The sequence below is a fragment of the Streptomyces sp. NBC_00457 genome (genome assembly GCF_036014015.1).
In the GTDB taxonomy this organism is placed as follows: Bacteria; Actinomycetota; Actinomycetes; order Streptomycetales; family Streptomycetaceae; genus Streptomyces.
Map to the genome: position 1 here is coordinate 3,860,478 of NZ_CP107905.1, position 16,915 is coordinate 3,877,392.

At 70.1% G+C, this 16,915-nt stretch carries 18 protein-coding genes; 8 read left to right on the top strand and 10 right to left on the bottom strand.

Annotation, left to right across the window (positions count from 1 at the left end; translation table 11 throughout):
- Nucleotides 1-7: 7 nt before the first annotated feature.
- The 3 genes from OG828_RS17280 to OG828_RS17290 all read right to left on the bottom strand — a co-directional run bounded on the left by OG828_RS17280 (nt 8) and on the right by OG828_RS17290 (nt 3,687).
- Nucleotides 8-1,030: an AAA family ATPase gene (locus OG828_RS17280; protein WP_328357060.1), complete on the bottom strand. Its 1,023-nt coding sequence runs from the start codon at nt 1,028-1,030 to the stop codon at nt 8-10.
- A gap of 111 nt (nt 1,031-1,141) precedes the next feature.
- A complete protein-coding gene (locus tag OG828_RS17285) occupies nt 1,142-3,244 on the bottom strand; it encodes a VMAP-C domain-containing protein (protein WP_328501643.1) in 2,103 nt (700 codons plus the stop codon).
- Nucleotides 3,241-3,687 carry a CU044_2847 family protein gene (locus OG828_RS17290; protein ID WP_328501644.1) on the bottom strand — a complete coding sequence of 149 codons (447 nt, stop codon included), beginning with the start codon at nt 3,685-3,687 and terminating at the stop codon, nt 3,241-3,243. The genes OG828_RS17285 and OG828_RS17290 overlap by 4 nt, the downstream gene beginning before the upstream one ends.
- A 226-nt stretch (nt 3,688-3,913) precedes the next feature.
- Between OG828_RS17290 and OG828_RS17295 the strand changes: the two genes are divergently transcribed.
- Nucleotides 3,914-4,093 carry a DUF6104 family protein gene (locus OG828_RS17295; RefSeq protein ID WP_328357068.1) on the top strand — a complete coding sequence of 60 codons (180 nt, stop codon included), beginning with the start codon at nt 3,914-3,916 and terminating at the stop codon, nt 4,091-4,093.
- 63 nt (nt 4,094-4,156) lie between these two features.
- Here the strand turns inward: OG828_RS17295 and OG828_RS17300 are convergent, their stop codons facing one another.
- Nucleotides 4,157-4,993, bottom strand: coding sequence for a hypothetical protein (locus OG828_RS17300; protein ID WP_328501645.1), 837 nt, complete (start codon nt 4,991-4,993; stop codon nt 4,157-4,159).
- Between the two features lie 146 nt (nt 4,994-5,139).
- Between OG828_RS17300 and OG828_RS17305 the strand changes: the two genes are divergently transcribed.
- Complete coding sequence (locus OG828_RS17305; protein WP_328357074.1) at nt 5,140-6,102, top strand: DUF4097 family beta strand repeat-containing protein; 963 nt, start codon at nt 5,140-5,142, stop codon at nt 6,100-6,102.
- A 1-nt stretch (nt 6,103) separates the two neighbouring features.
- The gene (locus tag OG828_RS17310) at nt 6,104-7,180 is read left to right on the top strand and encodes a PadR family transcriptional regulator (protein WP_328501646.1); all 1,077 of its coding nucleotides are present in this window, start codon (nt 6,104-6,106) and stop codon (nt 7,178-7,180) included.
- Between the two features lie 113 nt (nt 7,181-7,293).
- On the opposite strand, the gene OG828_RS17315 is transcribed toward OG828_RS17310, so the two are convergent.
- The 4 genes from OG828_RS17315 to OG828_RS17330 form a co-directional block, all read right to left on the bottom strand.
- On the bottom strand, nt 7,294-7,860 hold the full coding sequence (locus OG828_RS17315) for a Clp protease N-terminal domain-containing protein (protein ID WP_328438600.1): 567 nt from the start codon (nt 7,858-7,860) through the stop codon (nt 7,294-7,296).
- A complete protein-coding gene (locus OG828_RS17320) occupies nt 7,860-8,069 on the bottom strand; it encodes a helix-turn-helix domain-containing protein (RefSeq protein ID WP_210572430.1) in 210 nt (69 codons plus the stop codon). The genes OG828_RS17315 and OG828_RS17320 overlap by 1 nt, the downstream gene beginning before the upstream one ends.
- 105 nt (nt 8,070-8,174) lie before the next feature.
- Nucleotides 8,175-9,140: a zinc-binding dehydrogenase gene (locus tag OG828_RS17325; RefSeq protein ID WP_210572429.1), complete on the bottom strand. Its 966-nt coding sequence runs from the start codon at nt 9,138-9,140 to the stop codon at nt 8,175-8,177.
- 228 nt (nt 9,141-9,368) lie between these two features.
- Entirely contained in the window at nt 9,369-10,592 is a 1,224-nt protein-coding gene (locus OG828_RS17330; protein ID WP_210572428.1) for an NAD(P)-dependent malic enzyme, read from the bottom strand.
- Nucleotides 10,593-11,152: 560 nt separating this feature from the next.
- On the opposite strand from OG828_RS17330, the gene OG828_RS17335 reads away from it, so the two are divergent.
- Genes OG828_RS17335 through OG828_RS17350 form a run of 4 tightly spaced genes read left to right on the top strand, consistent with a single transcriptional unit; the run spans nt 11,153 to nt 15,001 of the window.
- Nucleotides 11,153-12,109, top strand: coding sequence for an ABC transporter substrate-binding protein (locus OG828_RS17335; protein ID WP_328501647.1), 957 nt, complete (start codon nt 11,153-11,155; stop codon nt 12,107-12,109).
- A 33-nt stretch (nt 12,110-12,142) separates the two neighbouring features.
- A complete protein-coding gene (locus OG828_RS17340; protein WP_328501648.1) occupies nt 12,143-13,087 on the top strand; it encodes an amino acid ABC transporter permease in 945 nt (314 codons plus the stop codon).
- Nucleotides 13,084-13,845, top strand: a complete 762-nt coding sequence (locus OG828_RS17345; protein WP_328501649.1) for an amino acid ABC transporter ATP-binding protein — start codon at nt 13,084-13,086, stop codon at nt 13,843-13,845. The genes OG828_RS17340 and OG828_RS17345 overlap by 4 nt, the downstream gene beginning before the upstream one ends.
- Before the next feature lie 34 nt (nt 13,846-13,879).
- Nucleotides 13,880-15,001, top strand: a complete 1,122-nt coding sequence (locus OG828_RS17350; protein WP_328499797.1) for an IS630 family transposase — start codon at nt 13,880-13,882, stop codon at nt 14,999-15,001.
- Nucleotides 15,002-15,054: 53 nt separating this feature from the next.
- Here OG828_RS17350 and OG828_RS17355 read toward each other — a convergent pair whose 3' ends face one another.
- Nucleotides 15,055-15,828, bottom strand: coding sequence for a class I SAM-dependent methyltransferase (locus tag OG828_RS17355; protein ID WP_328501650.1), 774 nt, complete (start codon nt 15,826-15,828; stop codon nt 15,055-15,057).
- Nucleotides 15,829-15,942: 114 nt separating this feature from the next.
- Here OG828_RS17355 and OG828_RS17360 point away from each other — a divergent pair, with 114 nt between their 5' ends.
- On the top strand, nt 15,943-16,572 hold the full coding sequence (locus OG828_RS17360; protein WP_210572423.1) for a CGNR zinc finger domain-containing protein: 630 nt from the start codon (nt 15,943-15,945) through the stop codon (nt 16,570-16,572).
- Here the strand turns inward: OG828_RS17360 and sodX are convergent.
- On the bottom strand, nt 16,476-16,910 hold the full coding sequence (gene sodX / locus OG828_RS17365; protein ID WP_328371928.1) for a nickel-type superoxide dismutase maturation protease: 435 nt from the start codon (nt 16,908-16,910) through the stop codon (nt 16,476-16,478). The two genes, OG828_RS17360 and sodX, sit on opposite strands and share 97 nt — an antisense overlap.
- Nucleotides 16,911-16,915 lie beyond the last annotated feature (5 nt).

Consider the following 16,915-nt stretch of genomic DNA (forward strand, 5'->3'; position numbering starts at 1 on the left):
CAGCACCTCACCTCGGGCGGTCGAGTCGCTGGATGAGCAGTTCGGCCAGCCGGTCACGGCTGGGCGGGGCGGCCGCGTCCGTGAGGTAGATCGCGTTCAACAGCTGGTCCGTGGCCAGGAGTTCACTGCGGGAGCGTTCCAGGAACCGGCTGATCAGGTCGTCGCCCGCGCGTGCCGCCTCGTCGCCGAGATGAGCGCGTACGAAGGTCGCCAGCCGGCTGTGGTCGGGGTGCCCGAGTTCCAGGTGGATGCACCTGCGCATCAGGGGGGCGGGGAAGTCGCGCTCTCCGTTGCTGGTGAGGACCACGAACGGGAAAGCGCGGCAGCGCACCCGGCCGTCACGGACGCGGACCTTGGTGCCGTCGGCGGTGAGCACCTCCGCCTCGCCGTCCGGTAACCGGTCGGCTATGCGCTGCAGTTCGGGTATCTCGAACTCGCCCTCCTCCAACACGTTGAGCAGGTCGTTCGGCAGGTCGATGTCGCTCTTGTCCAGCTCGTCGATGAGCAGCACGCGCGGGGTGTCCGAGGGCAGCAACGCGGTACCGAGGGGGCCGAGCCGGATGTAACCGCCGATGCCCTCGACCGCGCCCGGGGAACCGGCCGCCGACCCGAATCCTCCCTGCGCGGCGATCTGCACGTCCTGGAGGCGGGCGATGGCGTCGTAGTGGTACAGGCCGTCCTGGAGCGAGGAGCGGCTGACGATGGACCAGCGCAGGACGTCACCGAGGCCCAGTTCGTACGCCACCGAGTGGGCCAGCGTGCTCTTGCCCGTGCCGGGACTTCCGGTGACCAGCAGGGGGCGGCGCAGATAGAGCGCCGCATTGATCATCTCGAGTTCCTCGGCGCCCGGCCGGTGCAGTTCCGCCAGGTGGCGGTGCGCACCCAGCCTGCGGTTCTCGGATCCGCCGCCTTCCGAGGCCGTGTCCCGGCTGGAGAAGTCACGCCAGGGAGGCGGGGCGGGCAACCGGTCGATCCCGTCGTGGGGTTCGCCGGCGCCCCGGTAGATGAGCCACTCACTGGATTCGGTCATGGTCCGGTCCTCGTCGTCACTCGTCCACCACGGCAGCCGTCGAACGTGCTTCACGGTATCGACCCTCACGGGGCCTGGTAAGAGGCCGGAAGGCACACCGGCGAGGATGCGTCAAGGCGCCTCCAGCAGATCGCCGGTGCCCGGCAGGGGGTGGTGCGGATCGTCGTAGAGCAGGACTATCCCGTTGGCCCAATAGGCCTCCGCACGACGCGCGTTGAGCCTCACCCGCAGATCGTGCACGAGCCCGGGGAGACTGCCCGCGGTGCTCATGCCGGCGACCGTGCCCTTCGCCCCGCGGTGGAACGGCCCGCAGACGGCGCCCGGTCGGCCCTGCCGGCGTCGCCACAGGGCCACGCCGAAGCCGCCGAGCACGATCCGCGCGATCGCGTCGTCGTCAGACGGGTCGTCGCCGAAGCGGCAGAGCACCGGGACGGTGTCGGGCGACAGGCGGCGCAGCCCTGCCACGGTGGGCACGGGGCTGCGCACCCCGTCGTCGCAGTCGAGGATCTCGGCCACCACCGGGCGCGCGTGGAGCCAGCGCCAGCGGGCCCCGGCCTCCTCGTCGGCCTCGTCGCGCTCCGCGCCGAAGGCATCCCGTCCGCCCTCCGCGGGCAGCCGGTCATGGTCGGCACAGCGCACGACGACGGGCCGCTGTGCACCCAGCGTGGGCTCCCCCGGCCGTAGTCGCCACTCGTCCACGGCCAGGTCGAGCAGCGCATAGGGCAGGGCCACCTGGAGGACCCCGGGGCTGCCGGGTTCGTCGCACTGACGGAAGGCCTCTTCGAGGTGAACGGCGATCTTGGCCGGGAGTTCGGGCAGCGGGGTGCCCTCGGCCTCGGGCAGGCGTGTCACCTCACCGTCGGAACGGACCACGGACAGCCGCCAGTCGCAGCTGTCCCGCGCCCAGCCCCGCTGCTCCAGTTCCAGGAGGGCGGACGGCCGGCGCGCGGGGTCGACGGCCGGTGTGCGCGCGTGCTCCGCCGGTGCGACGCCGGGGAGCCGACGCGTCCGGAGCCGGTCCTCCCGCCGTCGTTTGAGGTTGTTGCGGTACCCGGTGCTGAGGTCCTCCGCGGCCTGCCGCACCCACTCCCACAGTGCCTGTTCGGCGGCGTCCTGCGGGCTGGGCGTGGGATGTGGCGGCTGGGCGGACATGACGCGCATCGCGTAGTCCAGCAGGAGCTCGCGCGCGCTGTCGTCACGGGAGCTCTCGTACAGAGCGCCGAGTCCGTCGCGCCAGGCCCGTGGCGCGGGCTGGAGCCGGGTGAGGGCCCCGGCTTCCGGCAGGGACCCGAGGATGTCGAGCAGGCTGCCGGTGCTGACCGGTGGCGGGAGATCCGCGAGCCGGCCCAGCAGTTGAGTCCGTTCCCCCGGGCTGAGCGTGCGGCCGGGCCGGGCGCGGAGCCGGCTCTGCACATCGGCCCAGGTGTCGCGACCGGAGTCCGACTGACGCTGCCGGTCCCGGTGATAGCGGTCGTGAGCATGGAAAACGGCGTGGTACAGGTCGTCGTCCTCGGTGCGCACCGCCTCCTCCGGCACGCGCAGCCTGCGCAACTGCTCGATGCCCGTGGAGGTGCCGCCCGCCCTGTGGGTCGTCCGGGACTTCAGGACGCCGATGACCTCACCGCGCACCGGGTCGATCAGGGGACCGCCCGAGACTCCGTGCGGTACGTCGTTGCCGCCCAGGCGCAGCTGCGTGCTCGCGGACCGGCCGCCGATGGTGCCCTCGACCGTCAGGACCCCGTCCAGGACCTGTAACTCCTCTCCCAGCACGGTCCAGCCGGCGTAGAAGACGCTGCCTCGGCCGTAATAGGCGGTCGGCCGCTCGGAGACGTAGACGCACTCGTGGTCGACGGGCTCGCGGAGTTCGACGAGCGCGAGGTCCGGAGCAGGCCAGTTGCCGGATCCGAGGGATGCGAGGCGGTCCGGAAGAGTGGCCACGACCTCGCCGGGGACGGCGGACGGGCCTTCGTCCGTCCGGGATTCATAGACCACCGCGATGTCGCCCCCCTCCCCTCCGTGTGCCACGTGTGCGCAGGTCAGAACCCAGTTCGGGGCGATGAAGAAGCCGCTGCCGAGAAAGCTGCCGGGTTCGTCCACGGCATACCCGACACCTGTGCGATGAATGCGCACGGTGGCCGCCATGACGAGGTCACGCAGCGCATCATGGGCGTCATTCCAGTCGGCCGATGCGCCCCCCGCGTGCCCGTCCGTCATGCTCCGCCCCCGGCCGCCGCGTCGTCGGCGCCCCCTTGCACCGGGGCGCCGGTTGACGCGCCCGCGCGCGGTGCGCCGCCGGGCGGATCGAGATCCGGCGGGCCACCGTTCCAGGTGAGGGTGACCGTGATGGCGGCCTTGGCCTCGCCGTCCGCGAGCAGCCCCACCACCTTGCCGGCCTTGGCGGTCAGCTCGATCCCGAACTCGACGCTCACCTCGTCGGGCCGGACCGCACGCAGCGGGTCGGCCAGTGACCGGGCGACTCCCGTGACGAGCGTGTGCAGGCTCTCGACGCTCGCCTCCACCCGGTCGACGAATCCGGTGTCCTTGTACGACAGCTCCCCCGGCGGCGCGGCCATTTCCTCGGCCCCCGAAATCCGCGCCCACACCGGCGTCCCGTCCGGTAACGCGATCCGCGCGACCCGTGTGACGTCCTGACCCATGGCACTCCCCCGTTCCCCCGTGGCTCCTGTGTGACCGCAGGCTAGCCCCGGGGTACCGACGGCGCGAGGGAACGCGGCGGTGGCCTGCGGGACGCCGCCTCCCTGCGCCTATCCTTTTGATTCCGGCTTCCCTCACGGGAAGACCTCACCTCTTCATCCCACAGAGACTGGGTCCTTCCCGTATGGGAGGGGTCCTATCCCTGCATGAACCGACGGAGCGCGACCCATGTACTTCACCGACCGCGGCATCGAGGAGCTGGAAAAGCGGCGCGGCCAGGAGGAGATCTCCTTCGAGTGGCTCGCCGAACAGCTGAGGACGTTCGTCGACCTGAACCCGGACTTCGAGGTGCCGGTGGAGCGGCTGGCGACGTGGCTCGCACGGCTGGACGACGAGGACGACGAGTAGGCGTTACCGGGGCCGCCGGGCTCGCGGCGGTCAGTCGCGCGGGCGCATGATCTCGTACGCCGATCAGTCGCGCGGGCGCACGATCTCGTACGTCAGCCCGAACGCGCCGTGTGCGACGAGCAGCGCCCCCGCAACGACCCAGCCGCCACTGCGCCGCCGTGCACCCCAGACCGTCAGCGGGAGCCCCACCGCCACCTGCGCGAGGGCGAGGGTGCGGGCCCTGGGACCGCCGGACCAGGGCAGCCAGGGGCCCAAAGGGCCGCGATCGAGGGCGGTCGACGCCGCCGCGCGCACGGCCTCGCGCCCGCCCGGCCACTCCACGATCCGCGCCTGCGGGTGGGCCCGGGCCGCCTCGCTCAGCCGGTCGGCGGGTTCGCCGGGGGCGATGCCGTCGGGAAGAGCCACTCCCGCGCGCGTGAGAACCGCGAGCAGGCCACGCACGCGTGCGCGCGCGTCAGCGGCGGAGTCCGGTTTCGTCAGGGCGTCCAGCGCCTGCATGTCCAGCACCGGGTCGAGCCCGAGACGGGCGGCGAAGGTGCGCATGGCCTCGTCCTCGCCGGCAGGCATGCCCTTGCTGAGCCAGTCGTAGCCGACGGGGCGGCGGAAGCCGGACGCGAGCGTGAAGCCGCTGCGGTCGGCGTCCCACCAGACGGCGAGGACGGGCCAGGGGGCGCCGACGGCCAGGGCGGTGGCCCAGCCGGAGACGACGCGCTCGACGGGTTCACCGCCGCGCAGCCACGGCGTGCCCTCGGGGACCAGAACGCTCCACTCCGCGCCGGCCGGGGTGAGCAGCATGCGCTCGTGCAGCAGCTGGGCGGCGGGGCCGACGGACTCGGGCTCCGCCCGGCAGAGCAGCAGGGCACCCGGCGCGGGAGCGGTACGGGAGGCTTCCGTCGACATGATCACACGTTAGGCCGATTCGCCCCGTTTGGGCATTTCGAGGGCGCGCGCATCCCCGGAACGAGTGTCTTGACTTTCCCCATCCGCGATATATCTTGAATAGCAAGAGACGCGATATGACGCGTCACCGCGAGGAGGTCTGCACCATGTCCGAGTGGTCCGTCACCGAGCCCCGGAAGCTCACCTTCGACGAGCCGGTGAGCGAGCTCCATGTGCGCATCGTCAACGGAACGGTGAACGTCGTGGGGACGGACGAGGGTTCCGCCCGCCTGGAGGTCTCCGAGATCGAGGGCCCGCCCCTGATGGTCACCCAGCAGGACGGCACGCTGACGGTGGCGTACGACGACCTGCCCTGGAAGGGCTTCCTCAAGTGGCTGGACCGCAAGGGCTGGCGCCGCAGTGCCGTGGTCTCCCTGGCCGTTCCGGCGTCCACACGCGTGGAGGTGGGGGTGGTCGGCGCGGGCGCGGTCGTCTCGGGGATCGACGGGCCTTCGGTGGTGAAGGGCGTCAACGGCGACACCGCCCTCGTCCGGCTCTCCGGCCCGGTCCGCGCGGACACGGTCTCCGGGAATCTGGAGGCCCAGGCCGTCACCGGCGATCTGCGCTTCAACTCGGTCTCCGGCGACCTCACCGTGGTCGAGGGCTCGGGCTCCTCCGTGCGGGCCGACTCGGTCAGCGGCTCCATGATCGTCGACCTGGATCCCGAGGGCCCCACCGATGTACGGCTGACCAGCGTCTCCGGTGAGATCGCCATCCGGCTGCCGCAGCGGGCGGACGCCGAGGTCGAGGCGAACACCGCGAGCGGGACGATCTCCAACGCCTTCGAAGGACTCCGCGTCCACGGCCAGTGGGGCGCCCACAAGATCACCGGCCGCCTCGGCCCGGGCAACGGCAAGCTCCGCGCGACCACCGTCTCCGGCTCCATCGCGCTGCTGCCCCGTCCGCCGAGGGAGGACGAGGAGGAAGAGCCGTGGGACGCACCGGCCGGACCGGCGGACACCCCGGCGGACCGTCCACTCGATGACTCGGGGGACAATTCCGTTTCCGGTCCGGGCGCCGGCGCCACCAGCGCCCCGACCGACGGCACGACCGACAAGAAGGTGCTCTGACATGCCTCCCGTCTTCGCCCACGGCCGCCTCCGCCTCTACCTGCTGAAGCTGCTGGACGAATCACCGCGCCACGGCTACGAGGTGATCCGGCTCCTCGAAGACCGCTTCCAGGGCCTGTATGCCCCCTCGGCGGGCACCGTCTACCCGCGCCTGGCCAAGCTGGAGGCCGAGGGCCTGGTCACCCACACCACCGAGGGCGGCCGCAAGGTGTACGCCATCACGGACGCGGGCCGCGCCGAACTGGCCGACCGCAGCGGTGAACTGGCCGACCTGGAGCTGGAGATCCGGGAGTCCGTCGCGGAACTCGCCGCCGAGATCCAGGCCGATGTGCGCGGCGCGGCGGGCGACCTGCGGCGCGAGATGCGGGCGGCGGCGAGCGAAGCCCGCCGGGGCACCGGCACCCAGGCACACGTCGAACAGGACGGCCCGCTCGGCGACTTCGCGGACTACGCGGACAACGAGTCCTGGCGCGCGGCCAAGGAGGAGATGCGTCGCGTCAAGCAGGAGTGGAAGGAGCAGGCCAGGCGGGCCAAGGACGAGAGCCGCCGGGCCCGCGAGGAGGCCCAGCGGGCCCGGCGCCAGGCCAAGGAGGCCCAGGACCGGGCCCGGGCGCAGGCGCAGGAGGAGGTGCAGCGCATCGCCCGACGGGTCCAGGAGCAGGTGCAGGACCACTTCGCGCGGGGCGACTGGCCGACGGGCGTGCGCGAGGGCCTGACGGAACTGGCCAAGGAGTTCGGCGAGTTCGGGAAGGACTACGGCAAGGAGTTCGGCAGGGACTTCGGTTTCGGCCGGACCGGCACCGCCAAGTCGGAGCCCGCCAAGTCGGATTCCGCCGAGCCGGAGTACTCCGACACCCCGGAGGACTTCCCGGCCGACTTCGAACCCTCCTGGGCCCACGAGGCCCCCACCGGCGACCCGGCCCGCGACCTCGACCGTCTGCTGGACCGCTTCCGCGACGACATCCGCGACGCGGCCCGCGACCATGGCGTCACGGCCGACCAACTCCGCGACACCCGCCGCCACTTGTCGACGACGGCGGCACATATCGGGGCGCTGCTGCGGACACCGAAGGGGTGACCCCGCGCGCGTACGGCAGTGCGGCGACCGGGATCAGCCGCACTGCCAGAGGAAACGGCCCTCCTTGATCGCCGACCCGGCCCGGCGCTCTCCACGCCGGGCGCCCCACCCCGTCAGCCGGCCTTCGCCTCTCCCCCGCCGTACAGCACACGCGTCAGCGCCTCGTACGTCACTCCGTGATCGGCGAGGACCTCGGCGGGGACGCCGGGCCGGGCGGCGAGAGCGAGGAGGATGTGTTCGTCGCCGATGTGCCGGTCGCGGCGCCCGGTAGCGACCCGCAGGGCCTCCACGAGCGTGTCCTTGGCGCCCCGGCTGAAGGGGCGGTGCCCGAACCACCCCTTGCCGCGCCGGTCGCCGGACATCGCCCCGACACCGTGCACCTCCTCGACCCGGGCGACGATCTCCGAGACGTCGATCCCCAGCCCCGCGAGCGCGTCGGCGTCGGCCCGCGACAGCCCGCCCCGCCGCCGCGCCTCGACGACGGCACCCCGCACCGACTCCTTGCCGTCCGGGCCGTCGTCGAGGCACGAGGCCAGCGCGAAGGAGCCCCGGCTGCCCTCCCGGTCCAGCACTGCGAGCAGCATGTGCTCGGTGTCGACGTGCGACGCCCCCTCCCGCTCGGCGTGCCCGACCGCCGACTCCACCACTGCCCGGGCGTCCTTCGTGAACCGCTCGAACATCAATTCCTCCCGTACTTCTTGTGCACGGCCTGCCTGCTCACACCGAGTTCCGCGGCGATCTCCTGCCACGACCAGCCCTGATTGCGCGCGCTGCGCACCTGCACCGCCTCCAGTTGCTCCAGCAGCCGGCGCAGCGCGGCGACGGCCCGCAGCCCGACCCGGGGGTCGCGATCACCCGCACGCTCGGCGAGATCCGTTGCTTCGGTCATGACGTCAACCTACGTTGACATCACCCGCTCGTCAACCGTGGTTGACGCATGCCAAGGGCCGACCCGATACCGGGCCGGCCCTTGGCATGCAGAGGGAAGTAGCCGTCAGCCGTTCGTGAACACGACCTTGCCGAACTGCTCACCGGACTCCAGCCGTTCGAAGCCCTCGCGAGCACGGTCCAGCGGAAGCACCTCGTCGATCACGGGACGCACGCCCGTGGCGGCACAGAAGGAGAGCAGATCCTCCAGCTCGTCCTTGGTGCCCATCGTCGACCCCACGACCTTGAGCTCCAGGAAGAAGATCCGGGTCAGTTCGGCATGCGAGGGACGGTCACCGCTCGTCGCACCGGAGATGACGAGAGTGCCCCCCGGCCGCAGCGACTTCACGGAATGCGACCAGGTGGCGGCGCCCACGGTCTCGATCACGGCATCGACCCGCTGCGGCAGCCGCGCCCCCGACTCCACGGCCTCCACCGCCCCCAGCTCCACGGCCCGCTTCCGCTTGGCCTCGTCCCGGCTGGTGGCGAAGACCCGAAGCCCCGCCGCCTTCCCCAGCACGATCGCGGCCGTGGCGACCCCGCCGCCGGCCCCCTGCACGAGCACGGAGTCCCCCGGCCGCACCCCGGCATTGGTGAACAGCATCCGATACGCCGTCAGCCAGGCCGTCGGCAGACAGGCGGCCTCCTCGAAGGACAGCTCCTTGGGCTTAGGCAGCACATTCCACGTCGGTACGGCGACCTGCTCGGCGAAGGTTCCCTGGTACCGCTCGGTGAGGATGGAGCGCGGCTCCTTGGGGCCGACCCCGTGCCCGCTCTGACCGATGACGGAGTGCAGCACGACCTCGTTGCCGTCCTCGTCGACACCCGCGGCGTCGCATCCGAGGATCATCGGCAGCAGGTCGTCCTTGAGGCCCACACCCCGCAGGGACCACAGGTCGTGATGGTTGAGAGAGGCGGCTCTGACGTTGACGACGCTCCAGCCGGCACGAGCCTCGGGAGCCGGACGCTCCCCCAACTCCAGGCCGGTCAGCGGCTGGTCACGGTCGATTCGGGCAGCGTATGCGGCGAACATGGGCTCGACGATAGGGGGCGTGCGGAGCCCACGGAACAACAGGGCCCTGTGACACTTGCCCTCTTGCACGAACGCGCACGGACGTATGGCGCGGCGGCACCCCGCAACCACCCGAACGGCCGCACGAGCAGGTAAAGAAATCCGAAAACTGCCCCACGACCGGCAAAGAAATGACCCCGCCCAAACCGGACGGGGCCACCACCTCACATCTGTCTCAGCGACCGTGCCTCAGCGACGAGCCACGCCCTCGGCCCGCGCAGCCGCGGCCACCGCCGCGGTCACCGCGGGAGCGACCCGCTCGTCGAAGGGCGACGGAATCACATAGTCGGCGGCGAGGTCGTCCCCGACCACCGCGGCCAGCGCCTCGGCGGCCGCCAGCTTCATGCCCTCGGTGATCCGGGACGCCCGCACCTGCAGCGCGCCCGCGAAGATGCCCGGGAACGCCAGCACGTTGTTGATCTGGTTCGGGAAGTCCGAGCGCCCGGTCGCGACGACCGCCGCGTACTTGTGCGCCACATCCGGGTGCACCTCGGGGTTCGGGTTGGCCATGGCGAACACGAACGCGCCCTCGGCCATGGAAGCGACCGCCGCCTCCGGGACCGTACCGCCGGAGACCCCGATGAAGACGTCCGCGCCTTCCAGCGCCGCCTCCAGGGACCCGGTGATCCCGGCCTTGTTCGTCAGCTCGGCCAGCTCCCGCTTAACGGGCGTCAGATCGTCCCGGTCACCGGAGACGACACCCTTGCGGTCGGCCACGGCGACGTCCCCGATACCGGCCTCGACCAGCATCTTCGCGATGGCGACACCCGCAGCACCGGCACCGGAGATGACGGCCCGGAGCTCGTCGAGCCCCTTGCCCGTCAGCCGCGCGGCGTTCCGCAGGGCCGCCAGCGTCACGACCGCCGTACCGTGCTGGTCGTCGTGGAAGACCGGGATGTCCAGCCGCTCCTGCAGCCGCCGCTCGATCTCGAAGCACCGGGGCGCCGAGATGTCCTCCAGGTTCACGCCGCCGAACGACGGCGCGAGCCGCACCACGGTCTCGATGATCTCCTCGACACCGGTGCAGTCCAGCGCGATCGGGACTGCGTCGACGCCACCGAACTGCTTGAACAGAATCGCCTTGCCCTCCATCACTGGAAGGGAGGCTTCCGGCCCGATGTCACCGAGCCCGAGCACGGCCGTACCGTCGGTCACCACCGCGACCACGGACGACTTCCACGTGTAGTCGTGGACCAGTTCCGGCTGCTCGGCGATGGCGGTGCACACGCGGGCGACGCCGGGCGTGTACGCGAGGGACAGGTCGTCCTTGTCCCGGACCGGAACGGTGGCCTGCACGGCCATCTTGCCGCCGCGGTGCAGCGCGAATGCCGGATCGAACGAATCGAGGGGCTCGGCCCCTCCGTCCTGGTCCGTAGTGCTGTCGCTGCGAGGATTGACGATCTCCGCTGCCACGTTGGTTTACCCCTTAGGTCTTCATGGTTTGAGGGTGGCCACTCCTGGTTGAGGAGCGGGCGGGCACCGCGTAAGGCCCTTGTCAGGTGATGCGTACGGGCACCTACGCGACGGGCGCGCCGCACACGCGCCCTGAGCCCCGGATGAGGGGTGTAAAGACCCTTCTTACCGGACGGACGGTGCCGACGACGAGTCCATAACGCGAAGGTCACATTGCCGGTGACATGACTCATGACTCAATATGCGGACAAGTCCTGGACCACCGCTTGACACCGAAGATCTTCCGGCCGGAACGAGGGATTCCCGCAGAAGGTCCGGCCACGATGTCCGACCTGGGGCGGTTCGGGGGTCACCCGTTATCCGATTTTGACATGAGGGGCGTCCTGAATGGCGTAGTCCGAATGGCAAGATGCCGTAATCACACAAGGTCGCGACACTCGAAGGCGAGTGCCCTCGTCGATCGGTGTGCTCTGGTCGACCCAAGACCCAGACGACTACCGAGCCCTTCGGCAGCCGTCCGCCCCATCGGCAACTCCACCCATCCGCCGGAGGAACCCACCATGACCGCACGCTCCACCCGTCGCACGACCGCCACGCGCTCCCGCCTGGCAGCGGTCGGCTCGATCGCGGTCGCAGGCGCACTGCTGCTCACCGGCTGCGGTGATCAGACGGAGGACACCGACTCGGACGGCGGCGACACCGCCGTGTCGGCACCGCTGGCCGACCGACTGCCCAAGGAAATCCGCGACAAGGGCGTCGTCAAGGTCGGCTCCGACATCGCGTACGCGCCGGTCGAGTTCAAGGACAGCTCCGGCAAGACGGTCGGCATCGACCCGGATCTGGCTGCCGCCATGGGCAAGCAGCTCGGTGTGACGTTCGAGTTCGAGAACGGCACCTTCGACACCCTGATCACGGGTCTGCGCTCCAAGCGGTACGACATCGCCATGTCCGCGATGACCGACACGAAGGACCGCCAGGAGGGCATCGACTCGGACACCGGCAAGAAGGTCGGTGAAGGCGTGGACTTCGTCGACTACTTCACCGCCGGTGTCTCGATCTACACGAAGAAGGGCGACGACCAGGGCATCAAGACCTGGTCCGACCTGTGCGGCAAGACGATCGTGCTGCAGCGCGGCACGGTCTCCGAGGACCTCGCCAAGGCCGAGGCGAAGAAGTGCACCGGCGGCAAGACAATCAAGATCGAGTCGTTCGACAACGACCAGCAGGCCCAGACCCGCCTGCGCGCGGGCGGCGCCGACGCCGGTTCCTCCGACTTCCCGGTCGCCGCGTACGCCGTGAAGACCTCCGGCGGCGGCAAGGACTTCCAGCTGGTCGGCGAGCAGGTCGAGGCGGCGCCGTACGGCATCGCGGTCGCCAAGGACCAGACCGAGCTGCGGGACGCGCTGAAGGCGGCGCTGGACGCCATCATCGCGAACGGCGAGTACGACAAGGTCATCAAGAAGTGGGGCGTCGAGGACGGCGCCGTCAAGGAAGCCACCATCAACGGCGGCAAGTGACCGCAGGACTGCGGGCACTGAAAGGCAACATCCGTGACTGCTGACATCGACAAGACGGACGGGCCGGCGGACACCCCGCCGGCCGGCCCGGAGGCCATCAAGGCCATCCCGGTCCGTCATTACGGGCGGTACGTCTCCGCCGTCATCGCCCTCGCCCTGCTGGGCGGGGTCATCTACGCGTTCTCCCAGGGCAGGATCAACTGGGGCGCGATTCCGGACTACTTCTTCAACGACCGCATCCTCAGCGGCGTGGGCAAGACGCTGCTGCTCACGGTGCTGTGCATGCTGATCGGCGTCGTCGGCGGCATTCTGCTCGCCGTGATGCGCCTGTCGAAGAACCCGGTCACCTCGTCCATCGCGTGGTTCTACATCTGGTTCTTCCGCGGCACGCCGGTTCTGGTACAGCTCATCGTCTGGTTCAACCTGGGCCTGGTCTTCGAGTACATCAACCTCGGGCCGGTCTACAAGGACGAGTGGTCGCAGTTCATGACCCCGTTCCTGACCGCGCTGCTCGGCCTCGGCCTCAACGAGGCCGCGTACATGGCGGAGATCTGCCGGGCCGGTCTGCTCTCGGTCGACGAGGGCCAGACCGAGGCGTCACACGCGCTGGGCATGACCCACGGCAAGACGCTGCGCAGGATCGTCGTCCCGCAGGCGATGCGCGTGATCGTGCCACCCACAGGCAACGAGGTCATCAACATGCTGAAGACGACCTCGCTGGTGTCGGTCGTCCAGTACTCGGAGCTGCTCCGCGTCGCGCAGGACATCGGCCAGACCTCCGGCGCCCCGGCCGAGATGCTGTTCCTCGCCGCAGCCTGGTACCTGGTGCTGACCTCGGTCTTCAGCGTCGGTCAGTACTACCTGGAGAGGTACTACGCCCGCGGTTCGAGCCGTACGCTCCCGGACACGCCGTACCAGAAGATCAAGGCGAACTTGCTGTCCCTGTCGAACCGTCCGTCGGCAGGAGGTGCCGCATGACCGCCATGGTGAAGGCCGAAGGAGTCCACAAGTCTTTCGGGCTCGTCGAGGTCCTCAAAGGCATCGACCTGGAGGTCAAGTCCGGCGAGGTCTTCTGCCTCATCGGCCCCTCCGGCTCCGGCAAGTCGACCTTCCTCCGCTGCATCAACCACCTGGAGAAGATCAACGCCGGTCGCCTGTACGTCGACGGTGAGCTGGTCGGCTACCGCCAGAAGGGCGACAAGCTGTACGAGCTGAAGGACAGCGAGGTCGCGCTGAAGCGCCGGGACATCGGCATGGTGTTCCAGCGGTTCAACCTGTTCCCGCACATGACGGCGCTCGAGAACGTCATCGAGGCACCGGTGCAGGTCAAGGGCATCGGCAGGACCGAGGCGCGGGAGCGTGCGGGCCAGTTGCTGGAGCGGGTGGGCCTCGCCGACAAGGCGAAGAGCTACCCGTCCCAGCTCTCCGGCGGCCAGCAGCAGCGCGTCGCCATCGCCCGGGCCCTCGCGATGGACCCGAAGCTGATGCTGTTCGACGAGCCGACCTCGGCCCTCGACCCGGAGCTGGTCGGCGACGTCCTCGACGTCATGCGCGACCTCGCCGAGTCCGGCATGACGATGATCGTCGTCACCCACGAGATGGGCTTCGCCCGCGAGGTCGGCGACAGCCTGGTCTTCATGGACGGCGGCGTGGTCGTCGAGTCGGGCGACCCGCGGGAGGTCCTGACGAACCCGCAGCACGAGCGGACGCAGGCATTCCTGTCCAAGGTGCTCTAGTGTCCTGCGCCAGTAGTTGATCGTTAGTTGGTGTGTGACTTCTACTGCTGGTGCGTCAGTTCCTCGTCGGGGCCCGAAGCTGCAGCCGTTGCTGCTGTCTGATGACGAGCGGGCGGTGTTGGAGCGGTGGACGCGTCGGGCAACATCGGCCCAGGCCCTGGCCCTGCGAGCGCGGATCGTGCTGGCGTGCGCGGGGCCGGAAGTACCGCCGATTGTCGCGGTCGCCCGCGAGTTGCGGGTGGCCGCGGACACGGTCCGCAAGTGGCGGCGGCGCTTCCTCACCCAGCGGCTGGACGGACTGGTCGACGAGCCCCGACCGGGCCGGCCGCCCACCATCAGCGTCGATCAGGTGGAAGCCGTCGTGGTCACCACGCTGGAACAACTGCCCAAGAACGCCACCCACTGGTCGCGGAAATCGATGGCGCAACACAGCGGCCTGTCGAAGTCCACGGTCGGCCGGATCTGGCGGCAGTTCCAGCTCAAGCCGCATCTGGCGGACACCTTCAAGTTGTCGACCGACCCGTTGTTCGTGGAGAAGGTCTACGACGTCGTGGGCCTGTACTTCAACCCGCCCGAGGGGGCGGTGGTGCTCTCGGTGGACGAGAAGTCGCAGATCCAGGCCCTGGACCGGTCCCAGCCGGTGCTGCCGATAATGCCGGGCATGCCCGAGCGGCGCACCCATGACTACGTGCGCAACGGGCTGACCACCCTCTTCGCTGCCTTCGACGTCGCCACCGGTGAAGTCATCACCGCCCTGCACCGTCGGCACCGGGCTGCGGAGTTCAAGAAGTTCCTGATCCGGATCGACAAGGAGGTGCCCGCACAGCTGCAGGTCCACCTGATCGTGGACAACTACGGCACCCACAAGACTCCAGCGATCAAGGCCTGGCTGGCGAGACACCCGCGCTTCGAGCTGCACTTCACCCCGACCGGCTCCTCCTGGATCAACCAGGTCGAGCGGTGGTTCGGCTACCTCGCGCACCAGATGATCCGCCGCGGCGCACACAAGAACATCCAAGCCCTCGAGGCCGACATCCGCGCCTGGGTCAAGGACTGGAACGAAGACCCTAAACCGTTCATCTGGACCAAGACCGCCGAAGAGATCCTCGACTCCCTCGCCCGCCTCTGCCGACGGATCTCTGGCGCAGGACACTAGCTGAACGCAAAGGGGCGGTACGGAAGTCTCCGTACCGCCCCTTTCGCGTGCCGCTACTTCAGCGCCAGCAACAACGTGTCCGAAGGCGAGCACCACACCGCCCGCGCCTCCCCGAACCCCTTCTCGCGCAGTACGCGCGCGTGCCAGGCGGGGGACGGCATGTCGCCGTCGGCGTGCTCGCCGTAGATCTCGAAGCGGCGGGCGGTCGGCTCGGCGAGGACGGGGTCCTTGCCCGCGAGCTGCCACCATTCGGCCCAGTCGAGGGCACCGTCCCGCTTGGCCTGATCCATGCGCGCGTGCCGCAGCTCCCGCTCGGCGGCGTTGATCCGGGGCGTGGTGTCGTCGATCATGTGGTCCGCGTTCATGAAGACACCGCCGTCGCGGACGAGACCCGCGACCTGACCGTAGAGGGCCGCGAGGGGTTCGCTGTGCAGCCAGTGCAGGGCCGTGGCGGTCAGGACGGCGTCGTACGACTGATGCGGCAGCGTCGCCGGCCAGTCGGGGTCCTTGAGGTCGGCGGTGACGAAGCTGACGCGGTCGTCGTCCGCGAAGGTGCCCTCGGCGATGGCGAGGAGCGCCGGGTCGAGGTCGACGCCGGTGCTGGTGGCGTCCGGGAACCGGGCGAAGAGCCGGGCCGTGATACTTCCCGTGCCGCAGGCCAGGTCGAGGACGCGCGGGGCGGGGCCGACGAGGGCCTCGACCATGTCGAGCATGATCCTGAAGCGTTCCTCCCGGTCCGGCATGTACCACTCCTGCTGCCGGTCCCAGCTCTCCTGCCAGGCCTGCCAGTCGGCGCCGGTCGTGGTGGTGGTGTCGGTGTCCGTCATCGAGACCCTCCGTCGCACATGTCACGTGACACTCGTCACGTAATACCCTGGAAGCACGACCGGCTGTTACCCCGACCGCATCATGACCATAGAACGCCTCCGTAAGGACTACAAGTGGAACTGGCCTATTACTCGGATTACGCCGTCCGTCTCGTCAACAGCGAGGAACCGGCCCGGGGCAAGGACTCACTGACCTCGGTCGAGGCCGTCCGCGACCTGTTCGGCGGCAACCAGTCGGCGGCCCGCCGGGCCACCGACGCGGACGTGACACGGTTCCGCTCGGTCCGGGGGCGGCTGCGCGCGGTCTTCGAAGCGGCGGACAAGGGCGACGAGACCCTGGCCGTCGACCTGCTGAACTCCCTGCTCCTGGAGTTCCCGGTGAGCCCGCAGATCTCCGGACACGACTTCCGGGACGACGACGGCCGCCCGCTGTGGCACATGCACCTCGCGGACCATCCGTCGAACGCGACGGCGGGCTACGCGGCCATCGCCGCGATGGGCCTGGCCTTCCACCTCACCGAGTACGGCGTGGACCGGCTCGGCCTGTGCGAGGCGGCACCCTGCCGCAACGCCTACCTCGACACCTCGACCAACCGCTCCCGGCGCTACTGCTCGGACCGCTGCGCCACCCGCGCCAACGTGGCCGCCTACCGCGCCCGCAAGCGCCTGGAGGCCGACCGGTCGGAGAAGACGGGCCTGGCGGCCGACACCGCCCAGCGCACCAGCGCGAACGGCGAGCGCTGACCGGGCTTCAGCGGCCGGTACCGAAAACGCACCCTCCCCAGCACCAGCTCCTCGGGGACGGCCCCGTAATCCGTGCTGTCGCCCCCGGCGTACGCGTTGTCCCCGAGCACCCACCAGCCGCCCTCGCGCCGCTCCGCGATGCGCTTGACGACGAGCAGGTCCTGCTGGAACGGATGCCGCAGGACGACGACGTCACCCGGCCCGACCCTGGCTCCCCACTGCACCACCAACTGGTCTCCGTGATACAGCGTGGGAACCATCGACGGCCCGGTCACCTCGGCCACCCCGAATGGCAGGAACGACCTCCCACGCTCGGTCTCCTGCGACAGCTCCGGCATCCCCG

Bases quoted from the DNA above. Each gene is read 5' to 3' on its own strand.
- OG828_RS17310 (WP_328501646.1), top strand. From the start codon at position 6,104: ATGCCTCCCGTCTTCGCCCACGGCCGCCTCCGCCTCTACCTGCTGAAG.
- OG828_RS17285 (WP_328501643.1), bottom strand. From the start codon at position 3,244: ATGACGGACGGGCACGCGGGGGGCGCATCGGCCGACTGGAATGACGCC.
- OG828_RS17325 (WP_210572429.1), bottom strand. From the start codon at position 9,140: ATGTTCGCCGCATACGCTGCCCGAATCGACCGTGACCAGCCGCTGACC.
- OG828_RS17300 (WP_328501645.1), bottom strand. From the start codon at position 4,993: ATGTCGACGGAAGCCTCCCGTACCGCTCCCGCGCCGGGTGCCCTGCTG.
- OG828_RS17315 (WP_328438600.1), bottom strand. From the start codon at position 7,860: ATGTTCGAGCGGTTCACGAAGGACGCCCGGGCAGTGGTGGAGTCGGCG.
- OG828_RS17280 (WP_328357060.1), bottom strand. From the start codon at position 1,030: ATGACCGAATCCAGTGAGTGGCTCATCTACCGGGGCGCCGGCGAACCC.
- OG828_RS17345 (WP_328501649.1), top strand. From the start codon at position 13,084: ATGACCGCCATGGTGAAGGCCGAAGGAGTCCACAAGTCTTTCGGGCTC.
- OG828_RS17305 (WP_328357074.1), top strand. From the start codon at position 5,140: ATGTCCGAGTGGTCCGTCACCGAGCCCCGGAAGCTCACCTTCGACGAG.
- sodX (WP_328371928.1), bottom strand. From the start codon at position 16,910: ATGCCGGAGCTGTCGCAGGAGACCGAGCGTGGGAGGTCGTTCCTGCCA.
- OG828_RS17290 (WP_328501644.1), bottom strand. From the start codon at position 3,687: ATGGGTCAGGACGTCACACGGGTCGCGCGGATCGCGTTACCGGACGGG.
- OG828_RS17295 (WP_328357068.1), top strand. From the start codon at position 3,914: ATGTACTTCACCGACCGCGGCATCGAGGAGCTGGAAAAGCGGCGCGGC.
- OG828_RS17355 (WP_328501650.1), bottom strand. From the start codon at position 15,828: ATGACGGACACCGACACCACCACCACGACCGGCGCCGACTGGCAGGCC.
- OG828_RS17335 (WP_328501647.1), top strand. From the start codon at position 11,153: ATGACCGCACGCTCCACCCGTCGCACGACCGCCACGCGCTCCCGCCTG.
- OG828_RS17320 (WP_210572430.1), bottom strand. From the start codon at position 8,069: ATGACCGAAGCAACGGATCTCGCCGAGCGTGCGGGTGATCGCGACCCC.